Annotated in this window: 17 protein-coding genes; 5 read left to right on the top strand and 12 right to left on the bottom strand. The window is 45.2% G+C overall.

Going from position 1 to position 15285, the window contains the following annotated elements; translation table 11 throughout:
• Both H525_RS25620 and H525_RS0112125 read right to left on the bottom strand, forming a co-directional pair.
• The coding region (locus H525_RS25620) for an Hpt domain-containing protein (protein ID WP_027416447.1) at positions 1-533 on the bottom strand (533 nt) is incomplete at its 3' end.
• A gap of 320 nt (positions 534-853) precedes the next feature.
• Complete coding sequence (locus H525_RS0112125) at positions 854-1216, bottom strand: DUF3905 domain-containing protein (protein ID WP_027416446.1); 363 nt, start codon at positions 1214-1216, stop codon at positions 854-856.
• Between the two features lie 168 nt (positions 1217-1384).
• Here H525_RS0112125 and asnB point away from each other — a divergent pair, with 168 nt between their 5' ends.
• Positions 1385-3229 carry an asparagine synthase (glutamine-hydrolyzing) gene (asnB, locus tag H525_RS0112120; protein WP_027416445.1) on the top strand — a complete coding sequence of 615 codons (1845 nt, stop codon included), beginning with the start codon at positions 1385-1387 and terminating at the stop codon, positions 3227-3229.
• A gap of 110 nt (positions 3230-3339) precedes the next feature.
• Here asnB and H525_RS0112115 read toward each other — a convergent pair whose 3' ends face one another.
• The 3 genes from H525_RS0112115 to H525_RS0112105 form a co-directional block, all read right to left on the bottom strand.
• The gene (locus H525_RS0112115; protein WP_027416444.1) at positions 3340-4545 is read right to left on the bottom strand and encodes an ABC transporter permease; all 1206 of its coding nucleotides are present in this window, start codon (positions 4543-4545) and stop codon (positions 3340-3342) included.
• Positions 4542-5285, bottom strand: coding sequence for an ABC transporter ATP-binding protein (locus tag H525_RS0112110; protein WP_027416443.1), 744 nt, complete (start codon positions 5283-5285; stop codon positions 4542-4544). Before H525_RS0112110 ends, H525_RS0112115 begins: the two co-directional genes overlap by 4 nt.
• 79 nt (positions 5286-5364) lie before the next feature.
• Positions 5365-5670 (bottom strand): hypothetical protein, encoded by a 306-nt coding sequence (locus H525_RS0112105; RefSeq protein WP_027416442.1) that lies wholly within the window; start codon positions 5668-5670, stop codon positions 5365-5367.
• Positions 5671-5942: 272 nt separating this feature from the next.
• Here H525_RS0112105 and H525_RS0112100 point away from each other — a divergent pair, with 272 nt between their 5' ends.
• Entirely contained in the window at positions 5943-6872 is a 930-nt protein-coding gene (locus H525_RS0112100; RefSeq protein ID WP_027416441.1) for a DMT family transporter, read from the top strand.
• 235 nt (positions 6873-7107) lie between these two features.
• Here the strand turns inward: H525_RS0112100 and H525_RS0112095 are convergent, their stop codons facing one another.
• The 4 genes from H525_RS0112095 to H525_RS0112080 form a co-directional block, all read right to left on the bottom strand.
• Complete coding sequence (locus tag H525_RS0112095; protein ID WP_035100872.1) at positions 7108-8337, bottom strand: M20 metallopeptidase family protein; 1230 nt, start codon at positions 8335-8337, stop codon at positions 7108-7110.
• Positions 8338-8355: 18 nt separating this feature from the next.
• Positions 8356-9108: an ectoine/hydroxyectoine ABC transporter ATP-binding protein EhuA gene (gene ehuA / locus H525_RS0112090; RefSeq protein WP_027416439.1), complete on the bottom strand. Its 753-nt coding sequence runs from the start codon at positions 9106-9108 to the stop codon at positions 8356-8358.
• A complete protein-coding gene (locus H525_RS0112085) occupies positions 9105-9767 on the bottom strand; it encodes an amino acid ABC transporter permease (RefSeq protein WP_027416438.1) in 663 nt (220 codons plus the stop codon). The genes ehuA and H525_RS0112085 overlap by 4 nt, the downstream gene beginning before the upstream one ends.
• Before the next feature lie 117 nt (positions 9768-9884).
• Entirely contained in the window at positions 9885-10733 is an 849-nt protein-coding gene (locus H525_RS0112080; protein WP_035100870.1) for a basic amino acid ABC transporter substrate-binding protein, read from the bottom strand.
• A 413-nt stretch (positions 10734-11146) separates the two neighbouring features.
• Here H525_RS0112080 and H525_RS0112070 point away from each other — a divergent pair, with 413 nt between their 5' ends.
• Positions 11147-11977 (top strand): YihY/virulence factor BrkB family protein, encoded by an 831-nt coding sequence (locus tag H525_RS0112070; RefSeq protein ID WP_027416436.1) that lies wholly within the window; start codon positions 11147-11149, stop codon positions 11975-11977.
• A 68-nt stretch (positions 11978-12045) separates the two neighbouring features.
• Here H525_RS0112070 and H525_RS0112065 read toward each other — a convergent pair whose 3' ends face one another.
• Positions 12046-12414, bottom strand: a complete 369-nt coding sequence (locus H525_RS0112065) for a DUF423 domain-containing protein (protein ID WP_035100868.1) — start codon at positions 12412-12414, stop codon at positions 12046-12048.
• 152 nt (positions 12415-12566) lie between these two features.
• On the opposite strand from H525_RS0112065, the gene H525_RS23830 reads away from it, so the two are divergent.
• Together H525_RS23830 and H525_RS0112055 are read left to right on the top strand one after the other, a co-directional pair.
• Positions 12567-13391: a polysaccharide deacetylase family protein gene (locus H525_RS23830; RefSeq protein WP_051330996.1), complete on the top strand. Its 825-nt coding sequence runs from the start codon at positions 12567-12569 to the stop codon at positions 13389-13391.
• A 129-nt stretch (positions 13392-13520) separates the two neighbouring features.
• Positions 13521-13820, top strand: coding sequence for a HesB/YadR/YfhF family protein (locus tag H525_RS0112055; protein ID WP_027416434.1), 300 nt, complete (start codon positions 13521-13523; stop codon positions 13818-13820).
• A gap of 88 nt (positions 13821-13908) precedes the next feature.
• On the opposite strand, the gene H525_RS0112050 is transcribed toward H525_RS0112055, so the two are convergent.
• On the bottom strand, positions 13909-14583 hold the full coding sequence (locus tag H525_RS0112050) for a hypothetical protein (protein ID WP_027416433.1): 675 nt from the start codon (positions 14581-14583) through the stop codon (positions 13909-13911).
• A 199-nt stretch (positions 14584-14782) separates the two neighbouring features.
• Positions 14783-15220: a DUF2621 family protein gene (locus tag H525_RS0112045; RefSeq protein ID WP_027416432.1), complete on the bottom strand. Its 438-nt coding sequence runs from the start codon at positions 15218-15220 to the stop codon at positions 14783-14785.
• Positions 15221-15285 lie beyond the last annotated feature (65 nt).

Here is a 15285-nt window from a genome sequence, read left to right as displayed (position 1 = left end):
AGTTCATATTCATCAAACGCATCAGCCGGAATGGCCGAAGCCGAAGCGGCTGCCGCAGGTTCTTCCTCCCCTTCCGCCAAGCCCGCCGCGCCTTGTTCGCCGGCCGCTATATCCGGCGAATTCCCTGCTTTTGCGGGGGTGGAAGCAGGCGTTTCCCCTTTTAAAATGGCCTGCAGCTGGGCCACAACCTGGGACACATCTTCTTTGCCGTCGCCACCGCCTGCAATGGAATACACCATGCCTTCGAGCAGGTCAACACAGTGAAAAATCACGTCCATGATATCGCTATTGACAACCAGCTTATGGTTGCGGACCTGGTCAAGAACATTTTCCATTTCGTGGGTGAGCGTGGTCATGTCTTCGAAGCCCATGGTTGCCGCCATCCCTTTTAATGTATGGGCAGAACGAAAGATTTCATTTACAATATCCGTATTTTCCGGGTCATTTTCGAGCTCTAACAAATGGTCATTAATCGCCTGGATATGTTCCTTCGACTCCTCGATAAACATGTCCAGATACTGGTTCATTTCCATTTCTTCACCTCTCCCTTATAGAGCAATTCAACGAACACGCATTCATTCCTCTATTAAGTTATCGAATACTTTACGTTTCATTTTTATCTTTTTTAGCGTATAGGAGAGTATACTTTTCCTATACACATAAGTAGAACGAAGGCTATCCGCCTGCGCCCTTGGCTTGGCACCAGCCAAGTTATCTTTCGTATACAGCAATGAAAAATTCACTCATTTAGACCTAGTATAATATTCTTATCGCTTTATGGAAATGAAAAAATTGCATAACAAGAAAAAAAATTTAACGCCTCCGGGCACAAATTCCCAGAAGCGTTACTATGCTAATCTTTTCTATAACCAACATCCCTTGTGGGGTGCATGAAGCGCCCGCCCTGCGGTACGATGCCTTTTTGCCGCAATTCCTGATTCTCTGCAGTATTCCATCCTATGTCATTAGTGGGATGAACCCACTGATCGCCTGACATAATCGCGGGGTCAGTTTCTTCGCTCCAATGATTTAAAGGTGAATTGGACGAGTCATAAAAGCTATCCCCTATAACCACGCCGTATTCGTTCGTAAAAGGCGCATCTACATCCTGCTGAGACTGCCCGACATACGGAGCTCGCGCCTGGTGCGGATTCGGATTGCCTACCCCGCCCTTTTCATTAGGTTCCCTGTTATTCTCCGGTGGCTTGTTTGCCATTACATCACCCCCCATTAGAATAAATGATTATAAGGTTATTATTTACGAGAGACAGAAAATTATCAGACATTGTTACTTTTTTTATCAGCCAAGTATCCAATCAATGGGCTCCTGCATAGTATAGGTCAGTATAAGGGTAATAACCGCCCAGAAGTGGAGGGAGATAAGATGTGCGGATTTACAGGCTGGATTGATTGGAATGAAGATGTGTCCCAGCAAACGGAGACATTGGATGGGATGTCAAAGACGTTAATTCCCCGTGGACCGGACAGTGAAGGGGTATGGACGACGCGCCATGCCGCATTCGCTCATCGTCGTCTCATTGTGGTCGACCCGGCGGGCGGATCACAACCAATGATTCGGACGCTTGGCGGAAAAACATATGTTATGGTTTATAATGGCGAACTCTACAACACGGATGATTTACGCAACGAATTGCGGGCAAGAGGCCATCATTTTACCACAACTTCCGATACAGAAGTTCTGCTTGTTTCTTATATAGAATGGGGAGAAAGCTGCCTTGATCGATTAAATGGAATTTTTGCATTTGGCATCTGGACGGAAGAAGAACAGAAATTTTTTATGGCGAGAGATCGCCTCGGCGTAAAACCCCTTTTCTACGCACACAGGAACAGCCAACTTATTTTCGGTTCAGAACTAAAGGCGCTGCTGGCCCACCCTTCTGTCAAACCTGAGATACGAACGGAAGGGCTGGCAGAAATTTTTGCGCTCGGACCCGCAAGGACACCGGGTTTTGGCGTCTTTCATAATGTGAATGAACTTCTCCCCGGGCATTTTCTACGTTTTGACCGCCAGGGCCTGCGGACGAAGGCTTACTGGTCACTGGAAAGCAGGGTTCATGAAGATGACTTGGATACAACGACCCGGCATATTCGTGAGTTATTTCAGGACTGCGTGACAAGGCAACTCGTCGCGGACGTTCCAGTGTGCACCCTCCTGTCAGGCGGGATCGATTCAAGCGCGATTACCGCTTTTTCCGCGCAGGCTTACCGTGTAGCCGGAAAGCCAACCCTGCGTACCTTTTCGGTAGACTATGTCGATAATGAAATTCATTTCCGGCCAAATGAATTTCAGCCAAATGCGGATGCGCCATGGGTGAAGCGTGTAGCTTCCTACCTTGAAACCGAACACTGTGACGTCTACTTTGATACCCCGCAGCTTATCGACTCGTTGCAGGTTGCCGTCCATGGACGCGATTTACCGGGAATGACGGATATTGACGGCTCTCTTTATCTTTTCTGTCGGGAAATTAAAAAACAGGCAACCGTAGCCCTGTCGGGCGAATGTGCGGATGAAGTATTCGGCGGATACCCCTGGTTCCACCGGGAGGACGCTTTGAATGCCACTACGTTCCCATGGTCACACAACCTGAAGGAAAAAGTAAAATTCTTCTCTAATGAACTAAGGGAAAGAATTCAACCCGAGAGTTATGTCACCCGCCGTTATCAGGAAGCGCTCGAGGAAGTTCCCCGTTTGCCAGGCGAAGATCCGCATGAAGCCCGGATTCGTGAGATATTCTACTTGAATTTGACGCGGTGGATGCCAACGCTGCTGGATCGGAAAGATCGGATGAGTATGGCTGTCGGCCTTGAAGTGAGGGTGCCTTTCTGTGACCATCGTCTCGTTGAATATATGTGGAATGTCCCATGGTCCATGAAAACATATGGACAGCAAGCCAAAGGCATTCTCCGACGCGCTCTTTCCGGAATGCTGCCGGATGATGTATTAACCCGCCGCAAAAGCCCATATCCAAAAACACATAATCCTTCCTACCTTAAAGCCGTTCAGGCAAGAGTGCTGCAAATTCTTGATGATGCTTCATCCCCGCTGCTGCCTTTTATTAATCAGGAAGCCGTACGCAATTTTGCACAGGCCGATGTATCGGGTATGCATATGCCGTGGTTCGGCCAGTTGATGAATGTTCCCCAGTTCTTCGCCTACCTGATACAGATTGATCACTGGTTGCGGGAATATAAAACCAGTGTGCAATAATTTCGCAGGAATTTCGAACTCTGTTTGGCGACCAAATGAACCAAAAAGCAGCCCTGTCTTTTTCGTAATCACGGGCTGCTTTTTTCATTTCATCATCCGAAACATTCCATTCACAGCCGTTTGACAAAAATTTTATGGCTGTACCCATACGAGATGCCAAATCCAATGAGCAGCGCAGCCAGTCCGGGCCCGATGCGCATACCGGTAACAAGCAGCACAATAAACAGAACGGCTGTCTGTGCTGCCATGACCCGATAAATGATCTTCACCAAGGCCTCTTTACGAAACCGTTCCCGCAGCGGGTAAATATGGCCCCAGAAACTGTCCCGGTGATACTGGCGAAGCGTCGAAAGCTGTACGCCGGTCATATAAAGAAACAGCACATAGATAATACCTTTTCCCACATCCCCCGGGATCGCCCAGATTAACAGAAAGGCCACAAGGGTTAACCGAACGACCATTCCGAATAAATCTGAACGGACAAACGTTTTTCCGTATAAATAAGTATACGTATTCTTCTGCTCGAACGCTAACCGGTCAACAAATGAGGGAAAAAGCGGACGGTTATGTATCCGTGTTTCCATTCCAGGGACATCGACAAACCAGTTCACAACATGATAAAACCGTGCCAATGAAGCCTTTTCAGCCGTGAGAAGCTGTTCCCAGTTTACATATCTCTTTCCGAGTAAGCGATAATACAACCAGCCCCCGCCCAGGTAAATCAAACTTAAAACGGCCACTTCCATATACACGCCGCGGCAAAAGAGCACAAGCATAACCGACAGTGTCGCAGCGAAGCGGACGATTACATGAAACGTAATGTGTCTTCCTTCCCGCAGCCGCTGCTCCTGCCAGGCTGCGAGAAGATTGGCTCCTTTTATGATCAACAGGAAAACAAGCAGAGCATAGAAAGGCATGGCATTCGGCCCCATCCGGTGCGTATACAGCGGCCATAAAACCAGAAGGACCATCACTATATAGATCGCCTGAAAGATAAAACTATACCGTAACGAATGCCGGAAATAGCCGTCCATCCTCCATTCAACCGGAAGAAGAAAAACCAAATCCGCCTCTTTCAGAAATGTTCGTACGGGACTTATCGTTAGAATAAGCGAAAAAACAAACGCGATCCCCCATTCCACAGGATAATCGGTTGGCAGCCACTTCAACAATTGGCCGTAATAGTAGGCGCCGACAATAAAAGCAAATCCAAAGAAGGTAAGCGTTCCACTATTTCCGATATAGCGAAAATACCGCAGCGCTTCCTTCCAGAAAAGTCCCGCCCGCTTCTTCCACAGTTCTACCGGACTCATCATGCCTGCTCGTCCTTTGTTAACTCGTAAAATATTTCCTCTAATGTGAAATCAGGCAGATTGGCCTGCGCCCGTATTTCCGCCAGTGTACCGACCGCTTTAATCCGGCCATTGTGCAGAATAATAAACCGGTCACAATATCGTTCAACCGTAGAAAGGATGTGGGAACTCATCAGAATACCGGCACCGGTGTTCTTCATTTTTACCATTAAATCCAGCAGTGAACGAATTCCGAGCGGGTCAAGGCCCACGAAAGGCTCATCAATAATATAGAGGGAAGGCTGTACAAGAAATGCACTCATAATCATGAGCTTCTGCCGCATCCCCTTTGACATATGGCGGGGAAACATATTCTGTTTGTCTTTCATATTGAATTCATCCAGCAGAATGGAAACCCGCTCTTGAAACGTTTCTTTATTGAGATTATAAGCCATAGCCGTCACTTCGAGGTGTTCATACAACGTTAAATCATCGTATACAAGGGGGGTTTCAGGAACGTAGGTATAAGACGATCGGTAAGCTTCCGGAGCTTCGTGAAGGGATTTCTGATTGACAAGAACCGAACCTGCCACAGGTTCCAGCAGTCCTAAAATATGTTTAATGGTGGTACTCTTTCCCGCTCCGTTAAGGCCGATCAGACCGACCATCTCACGCGGGTGCACATTAAACGTAAGATTATGAATGACCGGCCTGTTTTTGCTGTAGCCGCCCGTTACTTGATTCACTTCTAATATGGCGCTCATTATATTTACCTTTCTATTTGGAAAATTTACCTCCTCTCATTATAGCATTTCCAGGCAGCGAATATTACCTCCGTCCAGATTATCCCGTGGGAACGTACGACAAGCCGCGATTTGGAAAAAACGTATAATTCACAAAACCATGGGAGCCATTCAACGATTCGTTTCTGTTTCTCTTCTGGCCTTTTCCTGCTTTATGTGTGTGCAGCGCCGCAATATTGAAACGCTGAACACTCTTACTCATACCGGAACCGAGAGCAGCCAGAAGGGGGAATATATTTTTTGCTTTTTCCATGGTTAGGGAAATGATATTCCCTCCAAGCAAAATAAGCTGTAAAATTCCTTCTTTATAATAAGTAAACACCTCTACTTCAACCGATTGATTCATTTTCCTTCCTCCTCGCGTTTTATCTTATGTTTAAGTATAGAACAAAAAAGGAACGTGTGGCTCATAAATCGTCCGACAATTCTCACAGCAGCGTATCCAAGCTTGTTGAAGAAAGGCATAGATTGTAAAATGGAAGGAAGAATCCAAGCGAAAGGAGTTACTGCTATGAAACCGATTCGCACCGAACGCGATGTACCCAGCCTCCGCATCTAGTAACGGGGGCAGCGTACCCCGTTATCGCAAACATCATTGCAAAACGGAGGTATGTGTAAATGAAAGATGACAATAAAAACATCCTGATCGGATGTCTCGCCTTAGGAACCGCCGCCAGTATTTGGGGTGGTATGTATGTAATCAGCAAAATAGCTCTGAGCCATATTCCGCCTTTTACCCTGCTGTGGATGAGGTATTTTGTCGGATTTGTCGTTCTATGGCTCCTGGTAAAAAAACAAAGGCTTTCCCGTCCCCTTCCTTCGGATCGGTATCTGTTTATGAGGATTGGCTTTACCGGCTATTTTCTTTCCGTCGGCCTGCAGTTTATCGGCACATGGCTGTCATCCGCCCATATGGGTGCCATCCTCACATCAGCAAGTCCCACTTTTATCGTGGTTTTTGCCTACTTCATGCTCGGCGAAGCACTTACCGGCAAGAAAATATTGTCCGTCCTGCTTGCCTCTATCGGAGTGATCATTGTAGTGGGGTGGGGGGGAGCTTTTGAAATGAGCCGTTCCGCGATGGTCGGCAATCTTGCTTTAATCGGCGCCGCCCTGACATGGGGGCTGCTCTCCGTCCTGGCGAAAAAAGCATCCGACCGGTATTCGCCCCTTCTCATTACGACGTACGCGATACTGTGGGCGGGCATTTTTACTACGCCTGCGATGGTTGTCGAGTGGCGTTTTCTCCCGGTAACCGGACTCAATCAGCTCTCGGTCTGGCTGTCTGTGCTTTACCTTGGGGTGGTTTCTACTGCCGGGGCTTTCTTTCTCTGGAATAAGGGCATGCAGCTTGTGGAGGCGGGAACCGGATCTCTCTTTTTCTTCCTTCAGCCGGTTGTCGGTGCGTTGCTCGGCTGGCTGATTCTTGGCGAACAGCTCGGTTCCACGTTTTTTATCGGAGGGTGCTTAATTCTCCTCGGGGTCTTGATCACTTCTCTGCCGGCGAAAAATAGACGACAGGAAGGAAAAAGGCATGCGGAGACATAAGGATAGACTGATAGGAAAAGAGCTCAATGAGCTCTTTTCCTTCTTGCAAGTTATTGCTTATTTTCGTTGTAATGTTGTAGTATTGATTTTCGTTTAACCAACAGAATAATGATAAGGATACATCCACTCACTGCTATGCCTGTTACCCCTACATATAAACCTCCAAAAAATAAAAACTCATTAGTACCTCCGGAAAAGAGAAGTTCACAATAGCTCGCCTAAACCCGCCTGTCATTTATTTCAACTTGTCCATCAGGTCCAGAACAGACTGGGCCATCATAGCCGAGCCTGTTTTAATCGCCTCTTCATCCACTTTAAATTCAGGATGATGCCAGCCATGTATCACACCTTTTTCCGGATTGCCGGTACCGAGCCAGTAATAGCATCCGGGAACCTCCAACTGGAAGAAGGAAAAGTCTTCTCCCCCCATCGTTGGTTCAGCTTCCAGAGTATGGGTAGCGCCGACGATTTTCACAGCCGATTGCTTCAAAACCGCCGCCACCTTCGCATCATTTACAACGGGCGGGTATAAGCGTGCGTATTCGATTTCAGCTTTGCCCCCCATCGCCTCTACCGTTTGGCGAACGGATTGCGTAAGCAGGTTCTCAATCCGGTTTTGTATCGCCGGACTCGATGTTCGCACGGTTCCGGCGATTACCGCTTCGTTTGGAATGACGTTCGTAGCATGGCCGGCGTGAAATTGCCCGACCGTGACAACAGCAGACTCTAAAGGGGAAACGGCCCGGCTCACAATCGTCTGCAAAAGCTGCACAACGGCCGAACCGATCACAATCGGATCGATGGTCTTTTCAGGAAGAGCCGCATGCCCCCCTTTCCCCTTAATGCAAATGCGAAAGTCATCCACGCTGCCCATCAAAAAACCTTCTTTTATCCCAATCGTTCCGGCGGGAATTTCGGGCTTATTATGCAGCCCGATTATGGCATTCACAGAAGGATTCTGCAGAAGGCCTGCATGAATCATTGATTCCGCGCCGCCTTCCGTTTCCTCTGCCGGCTGAAAGAAAAATTTCACCGAGCCCGGCAACTGCTTACCCGGAAATTCGTCCTGTAAATCGCGCAGGATTAAGGCGGCTCCTATCGCTATTGCGGTATGAAAATCGTGACCGCAGGCATGGCTAATCCCTTCATGTTTCGATTTGAATTTCCACTCATTTTCTTCCTGAATCGGCAGAGCATCAATATCGGCCCGAATGGCAATGACAGGGCCGTCCTGTTTTCCGTGCAGAATGGCTGCCGTACCTGTCGTCAGATTTGTTTCTATCTTTTCGATCGAGAATTCCTGAAGCATTTCGTTAATTCTCGAAGTTGTGCGGAATTCCTGATTGCTTAACTCAGGGTACATGTGAAACTCTCTCCGGATCTCTACCAAACGGGAATGCCAGTGATCGGCCAACTGCAGAATTCTTTCTGTTACTTTATGTTTTGCCTGAGTATCATTTTTCATTCTATTCCCTCCTCCTTATTAACGAATATGGCTAAGGAATTCTCGCGTTCTTACATGCTGTGGATTCGTAAACACTTCCTGAGGCGGACCCTGCTCAACAATGTAGCCGCCGTCCATAAAAATTACACGGTCAGCTACCTCTCGGGCAAATCCCATCTCGTGAGTTACAACTACCATTGTCATTCCTTCTTTGGCCAACTGTTTCATTACTTGAAGAACTTCCCCGACCAATTCCGGGTCTAAAGCAGATGTCGGTTCATCAAACAACATGATTTTAGGATTCATAGCAAGTGCTCTAGCGATAGCTACCCTTTGTTTTTGCCCCCCGGACAAACGATTCGGATACTCATTGGCCTTCTCTTTTAATCCAACTTTGTCCAACAGTTCCAGCCCTTTTTTGACGGCTTGATCCTTCGACATCTTCTTAACCATCACAGGAGCTTCAATTACATTACCCAGGGCGGTCATATGAGGAAAAAGATTGAATTGTTGGAAAACCATTCCGATATCTTCCCGCAGTTTGTTAATATGCTTTTCTTTGTCTTCGACCAGTCTGCCGCCAACTTCCCTTTTTCCGAGAAGTTTGCCATTCACATGAACCATGCCATTATCAATCTTCTCCAAATAATTCAAGCAACGAAGAAACGTGCTTTTCCCAGATCCGCTGGGTCCAATAATAACAACAACTTCACCGGCTTCTACTCGCAAATCAATTCCCTTTAGCACCTCTACATCACCGAAACGTTTTTTAACATTTTCACAACGAATCATTCATATGCCCCCATTTTTTTCTCGATGATTCCAACGAAATAGGTCATCACGGTTGTCAATACAAGGTAGATAATACCGACAAGGATGAAAACCTCTATATAGCGGAAGGTACTGCTTATAATTTGCTGTCCAGTACGCAGAAGTTCATACAAAGCAATGGTCGATACGAGGGACGATTCTTTTATCAGAGCAATAAATTCATTTCCCAGGGGAGGTAACATGCGGCGAAACGCCTGTGGAACAATAATTCGGCGCATGCCCATTCCATAACTCATCCCCAGAGAACGGGCTGCTTCCATCTGGCCTTTATCAATCGATTGAATAGCTCCCCTCGTAATCTCGCCAATATAAGCGGCGGCGTTCATCGAAAGGGCAATCGTGGCGGAAACAAAAGGCGGAAAGGTAAGCGCGTCATTGATCGTCGGCAGGGCAAAATGAATAAACAATAATTGCAGTAAAAGAGGGGTTCCCCTGATTACCCATATATAAAACCGGCTAATCTGGGAAAAGAGCCGGTTATGAGAAACCCTTCCCAACCCAACCAGTACTCCCAAAAGAGACCCGATAATAACAGACAAAGCGGCAATTTCAACCGTTACAAGCGCACCCTGGAGCAAATACGGCAAGTAAGTGATTGAAAAACTTAAAAAATCAGACAAAAAAATTCCTCCTTAAAAATTACATACGCGTCCAATAAAGAATACTTTTTTATCTACAAAATAAAGTAAATCGGAACAATCTTGTTCCGATTTACCCGGTGAGGCAGGATTCTGTTGCTATTCGTTAGATTTATCCGTACCAAACCACTGTTTGCTAACTTTTGCATACTCTCCGTTCTTTTTCACTTCTTCGACAGCCTTGTTTAATGCGTCTAACAGGTCTTTATCACCTTTACGAACCGCTATCCCAACCGGCAGACTTTGGAACGTATCCCCAACAACTTCATATACACCTGGTTTCGTCTTCATATAGTAACGGCCAACCGCCTCTGCGGCAACAATCGCATCGAGCCTTCCCAGACCCATATCGTTAAACGCATCCGTATACCCGTTATACGTCTTGATGTCTTTAATTCCCGCAATTTTTCTAACCGCCGTTTCACTGGTTGTCCCCATTTGTACACCAACAACCTTACCTTTAAGATCCTGAACAGATTTAATGCCTTTTGGATTTCCCGCTTTTACAACCACAATTTGGCCAAGCTTAAGATATTCCGCAAAATTAACTTTTTGCTTGCGTTCATCGGTTATATTCATAGAAGACATGATGACATCATATTTTTTGGCATCCAAACCTGGGAGAATCCCATCCCAGGCGGTAGGAACAAAATTGGCTTCTACGCCAATCTGCTTTGTAATGGCTTTCGCAAGGTCAACATCAAATCCGACCAGTTCATTTTTATCATTACGAAATTCCATTGGAGGGAATGTATCATCTACAGCAATTGTAATTTTTCCCGCCTTTTTAATCGCATCCAGGGTGTTCCCTTGAGTTGTACTGTCTTTAGTTGAATTACCAGACGATGAACCGCTTGAACTGCTGGCTGGAATATCCGGTTTTGCACCACAAGCGGTTAAGCCTGCGGTTAAAACCAATACTAAAATAAATAACAATCCTTTTCTCACTATTGCAACCCCTTTTTTGATTATTTATACACAAAAATTATTATTTATACCTGTATGTATGTTATTCTATCGGGCAATTTTTAAGAAATCAAGAAAAAATTTATAGATAAATTAAATAATATTCTTCACAAACGCCGGGGGATCAAGGATAACGACATCCCATGATTTCTCTTCTTTGACCGCTTCCCGTAAAAAATCAAACGCATTGGCGACCACAAGAGCATCTTCAAATTTATCAACGACAACGCCTGGCAGAAAATCCGCTTCGCCATATAGGGCCCTGCTGGGGTGATGAGCCTTTTTCCTTTCGACCCCGGGATAATGTTTAGTGTTTGATCGGCATAGAATATAATGGATATGGTTTGATTCGTGGTATGATATAAATAATTCCTGTTTGAAACTGGAGAGAATATATGAATGAAAGAAGACGTGTTCAAGGGGTTATCCCTTTTATAAAAGAGCTTATTACTCGCTTTATCCAGGATGATGTGGCCGGGCTGTCGGCACAGCTCGCTTATTATTTCCTGTTCTCTATTTTCCCGTTTTTTATTTTTGCCTTTACACTTCTCGGTTACCTGCCTATCTCTACGGGGAGCGCGCTTTCCTTTGTTTCCAGGATAGCTCCTGAATCAGTGACACAACTTCTGGAAACGAATCTTCACCAGTTTATTAATATAAAACGAGGCTGGCTGCTTGTTTTAGCTCTCGTTGGAACGTTATGGTCTGCTTCGAGCGCGATTACCGCTATTATCTATGCGCTGGATAAAGCCTATAATATCAAGGTACAGCGGCCGTACTGGATCGCCCGGGGCATGGGTATTTTGTTTACCCTTGCCATGGTCATCGCGATTTTTATTACGCTGCTGTTACCCGTTTTCGGTAAGGCCATCGAAAGGTATGCAACGGCTCATTTCGCCATCCCGCCCGACGGGGTATTGCTGTGGAATTTTTTCCGTTGGGTGTTCAGCCTGATTTTCCTTGTGATTATCTTTGCTTTCCTCTATTTCTTCGCACCGAATAAAAAATTAAAGTGGAGGCAGGTTATGCCGGGAGCTATTACGGCAGCGGCCGGCTGGCTCGTTGTTTCCCTCGGATTTTCATTTTATGTCAATAACTTTTACAATTTCACCCTGACCTACGGAAGTCTCGGAGGCGTCATCGTTCTTATGATGTGGTTTTACTTTTCCGGGATGATCATTATTGTCGGCGGACAAATTAATGCAATCTTAAATATAAGTGAGTAGCAAAAACAGGAGACAAAAGAACGCGGTTCACCCCGGTTCTTTGCCCCCTGTTTTTTTGTTCAACAACATTACCCTTTAAATGCGGCTATAGCGAGAAGCGCCCAGCCCGCCAAGAAAGCGACACCGCCAATCGGAGTGATTGCACCAAGTACGCGTATGCCGCTCGTGCTTAACGCGTATAAACTTCCTGAAAAAAGGATAATCCCAATCTGCATCAGCCAACCTGACCAGGTTGGCAGGGTGCCGCTCAGTTTCTCCCCTACAAGTGCAATAAACAGAATCGCGAGACCATGTATCATCTGATAATGCACACCTGTCTGGTATATCTCAAGCATGCCGGGAGATAGCCTGCCTTTCAGCTGATGGGCCCCAAAAGCACCAAGCGCCACAGATAAAAACATATTTATGCTGCCTAGAAACAAAAACAAACGAATCATGATCGTCTCCTTCTTTTTTTATTTATTATCATTATAACAAAACTCCTTATGAATTTTTTACCACTTAAACTATAAAGCTTTTGACAGTAGCAGACAAATTCCCACTCATAAACACGAACCCCTCAGAATATTTAAGAAGTGGAGGTGGTTTTGTGTCTATCAAACAGACAATCTTGCTCTTTATTTCCGTTTATCTTTTTATATTTATTGTTGGAGGCATCGGATATTATTACACACACCCCACTGGGAGTGCTGCGCTTTCCCAAAATCCGGCCCTTGTTGTACTCTCCCACAAAGAATATCAGCAGCACCCGCCAATAAAGCCGGCGCTTCCTAAGAAAGAACCTTCCGGAAAAATCGCGTATTTAACGTTTGATGATGGGCCGGACCGTTATGTTACACCCCTTGTATTAGATACGTTAAAAAAAGAAAATATAAAAGCGACTTTCTTTGTTACCGGGGAAGCCGCCAGTGCCAATAAAGACCTTCTCGCCAAAAACTATCTGGCGGGAAATTCCATTGGAAATCATACATACTCCCATAATTACCGGCTTCTTTATAAAAAACCGCAAAGTTTCTGGAACGATTTCAAACGCGCTGAAGATATTATTTATCAGGATATCGGAATTAGGCCTCATATTTTTCGCTGTCCCTACGGTTCGTATCCCGGATTTACGGCACCTTTCCGACAGATGATGGGCGGCAAAGGGTATGTATTTTTTGACTGGGATATCGACAGCACAGACAGCAATCGAAGAAATATGTCTGTATCTTCTATAAGAACCGCTACCCTTACCCAGATCAACCGGCTTGATAAACAGGACGCCCGACTCGTTATATTATTTCATGACGGCGGTGGGCATAAAAATTCTGCCCTGGCTTTACCGGATGTCATTCATGATTTGAAAAAAAGAGGGTATGCGTTTGGCGTTCTCACACCTGATGTAAAACCCGTTCAGTTTAAAGCAAAAACATAAGGGCAGTTAATGGTGATAAACTGAAATGGATGCATTGACACAAGCCCTCTTTCCATTCGTGGTATGATAAGAATAAGCAAAGTCTTAGTTGTACACATTGGATAAGGAAAGAGGGGGACACGATTACCCATGGAACTACTCGTAAAAGAATCAGCCGTTGCGTGGTTTAAAAAAGAAATGGATGTACAGCAGGGAGATGCTCTCCGCTTTTTCGTTCGAATGGGTGGCTGCAGTACGGTGCAGAGCGGATTTTCTCTTGGAGTGGCAAAAGAACCCCCGAATGAGGCGGGAGTATCTGTTACGATAGACGGTATTATTTTTTTCGTGGAGAAAGAAGACGTATGGTATTTTGATAACACCAATCTTGTGGTGGATTACAATCCGGAAAAAGACGAAATTGAATATACGCATGAGACTACGGCGAACTAACGAGTTCCGTAAAGTATAAAAGAGAGTGCCCTCATCCTGCACTCTCTTTCTAGTCAGCCAGCTTATTTACGTGGCACAACCGGGCGCGCTAACTCTTATCCGCATTTACAAGCCGGTTTAATTCTTGAATAATTCCAACCGCTTTGTTATAGGAGTCACGGTCATTTCGAATGGATGAATTAAGTTCGATAAGGATTCCCGTAACCTCCGGAAAATTCAATCTATCCGTAAATTGTTCCAGCTCATTCGCACGTTCGATGATATCGAACACCGTTTTGTCACTGTACCCTTGTTTTGTAACATCCACCAGTTGAGCCGTTAATGTTCGAACAAGGGGCGGAATTTGGTCGTCCGCTGGCCCTACAAAACTTCCATCTTTTTTAACAGGACGACTCGTAACCCGTGCCTCTTCTGAAATCACATACCCATTGCTATAGGTAGCATTCCCGGTTGAACTATCATATTTCATCCCGTATTCAAAAGGTTGAACTAATGTAGAGAAAAAGTTTTGCACATTCTTTAGCCGGCTGTCGCTGACAGGTATCGTTGGTTTTTGAACCTTTTTATTGGTTAAATGCTGTTGAATATACGTGATTTGGTCAAGACCTTTTCCATTGTCAGCATCTTCCTTCGATGGAGCTGTATAGGTTGTCATAAAATTATCTGCGCGAACCGTTTCATCTGGTGTGAAAAGCAAGGGAATAGTGCCACCGATTGAACTTACGATAACTGTTCCTAATAAAATTCTACTAATTTTCCCCATGGTTTTCTCCTTACAGTCTCTCTCTCACTATCATAGTATCTTGATAAATCTAATTATTATTATACACTGCCAAAAATCAAAAGTTAATTTTCAATACATGATGCGAGATCAAAAAATGAGTTCTTCTTAAAAAAGGGCTCATTAAAATTTGTTTAGCAATATCGTGTTGGCAACCCTGCATTCTTGTAAATTCCACGTTTTACTCTACTTTTATCTTCAAATACTGCTTATATGGGGAAAAATCTATTTGCTTTTCTTTAAGGTGTGCAACTAACCATTTGTGGTCGCGTGCAGGAGTAGCGATAATATAACCCTGTACGACGAGGTTCTGGCCAATTTGGTTCGCACCCTGCTCCAACGCCAATTTACCGATTTTAGCTGCAATGCTGCGTTTCGCGACATCCCGAAAAAGCTGTGGCACCGGCTGGACAAGTTCGTTCAAAAGCTGCTGTGTCTCCTCGGTCCACATTTCGCGTGTTTGATCAATATAGTAGTCCTGCCAATCCAATTCCGATTTTCCATCTTGTTTGGGCATCGATTTTAAGAATTTACGGAACATGAAAAATCCGCCGATCAGCATGAAGGAGATAAGAAGTACAGTCCAACCAATAATAAAAGAACCAAAAATTGTTGACATTTCTTAAAATCACCACTTCCATCCACGTTAGAATGAGTACGGTCATCTACGATGATTTTCCGGTT

The organism is Aneurinibacillus terranovensis DSM 18919, assembly GCF_000430625.1.
In the GTDB taxonomy this organism is placed as follows: domain Bacteria; phylum Bacillota; class Bacilli; order Aneurinibacillales; family Aneurinibacillaceae; genus Aneurinibacillus_B; species Aneurinibacillus_B terranovensis.
Note: the sequence above shows the minus strand (reverse complement) of the source record. Positions and strands in the feature narration are given on the sequence as shown.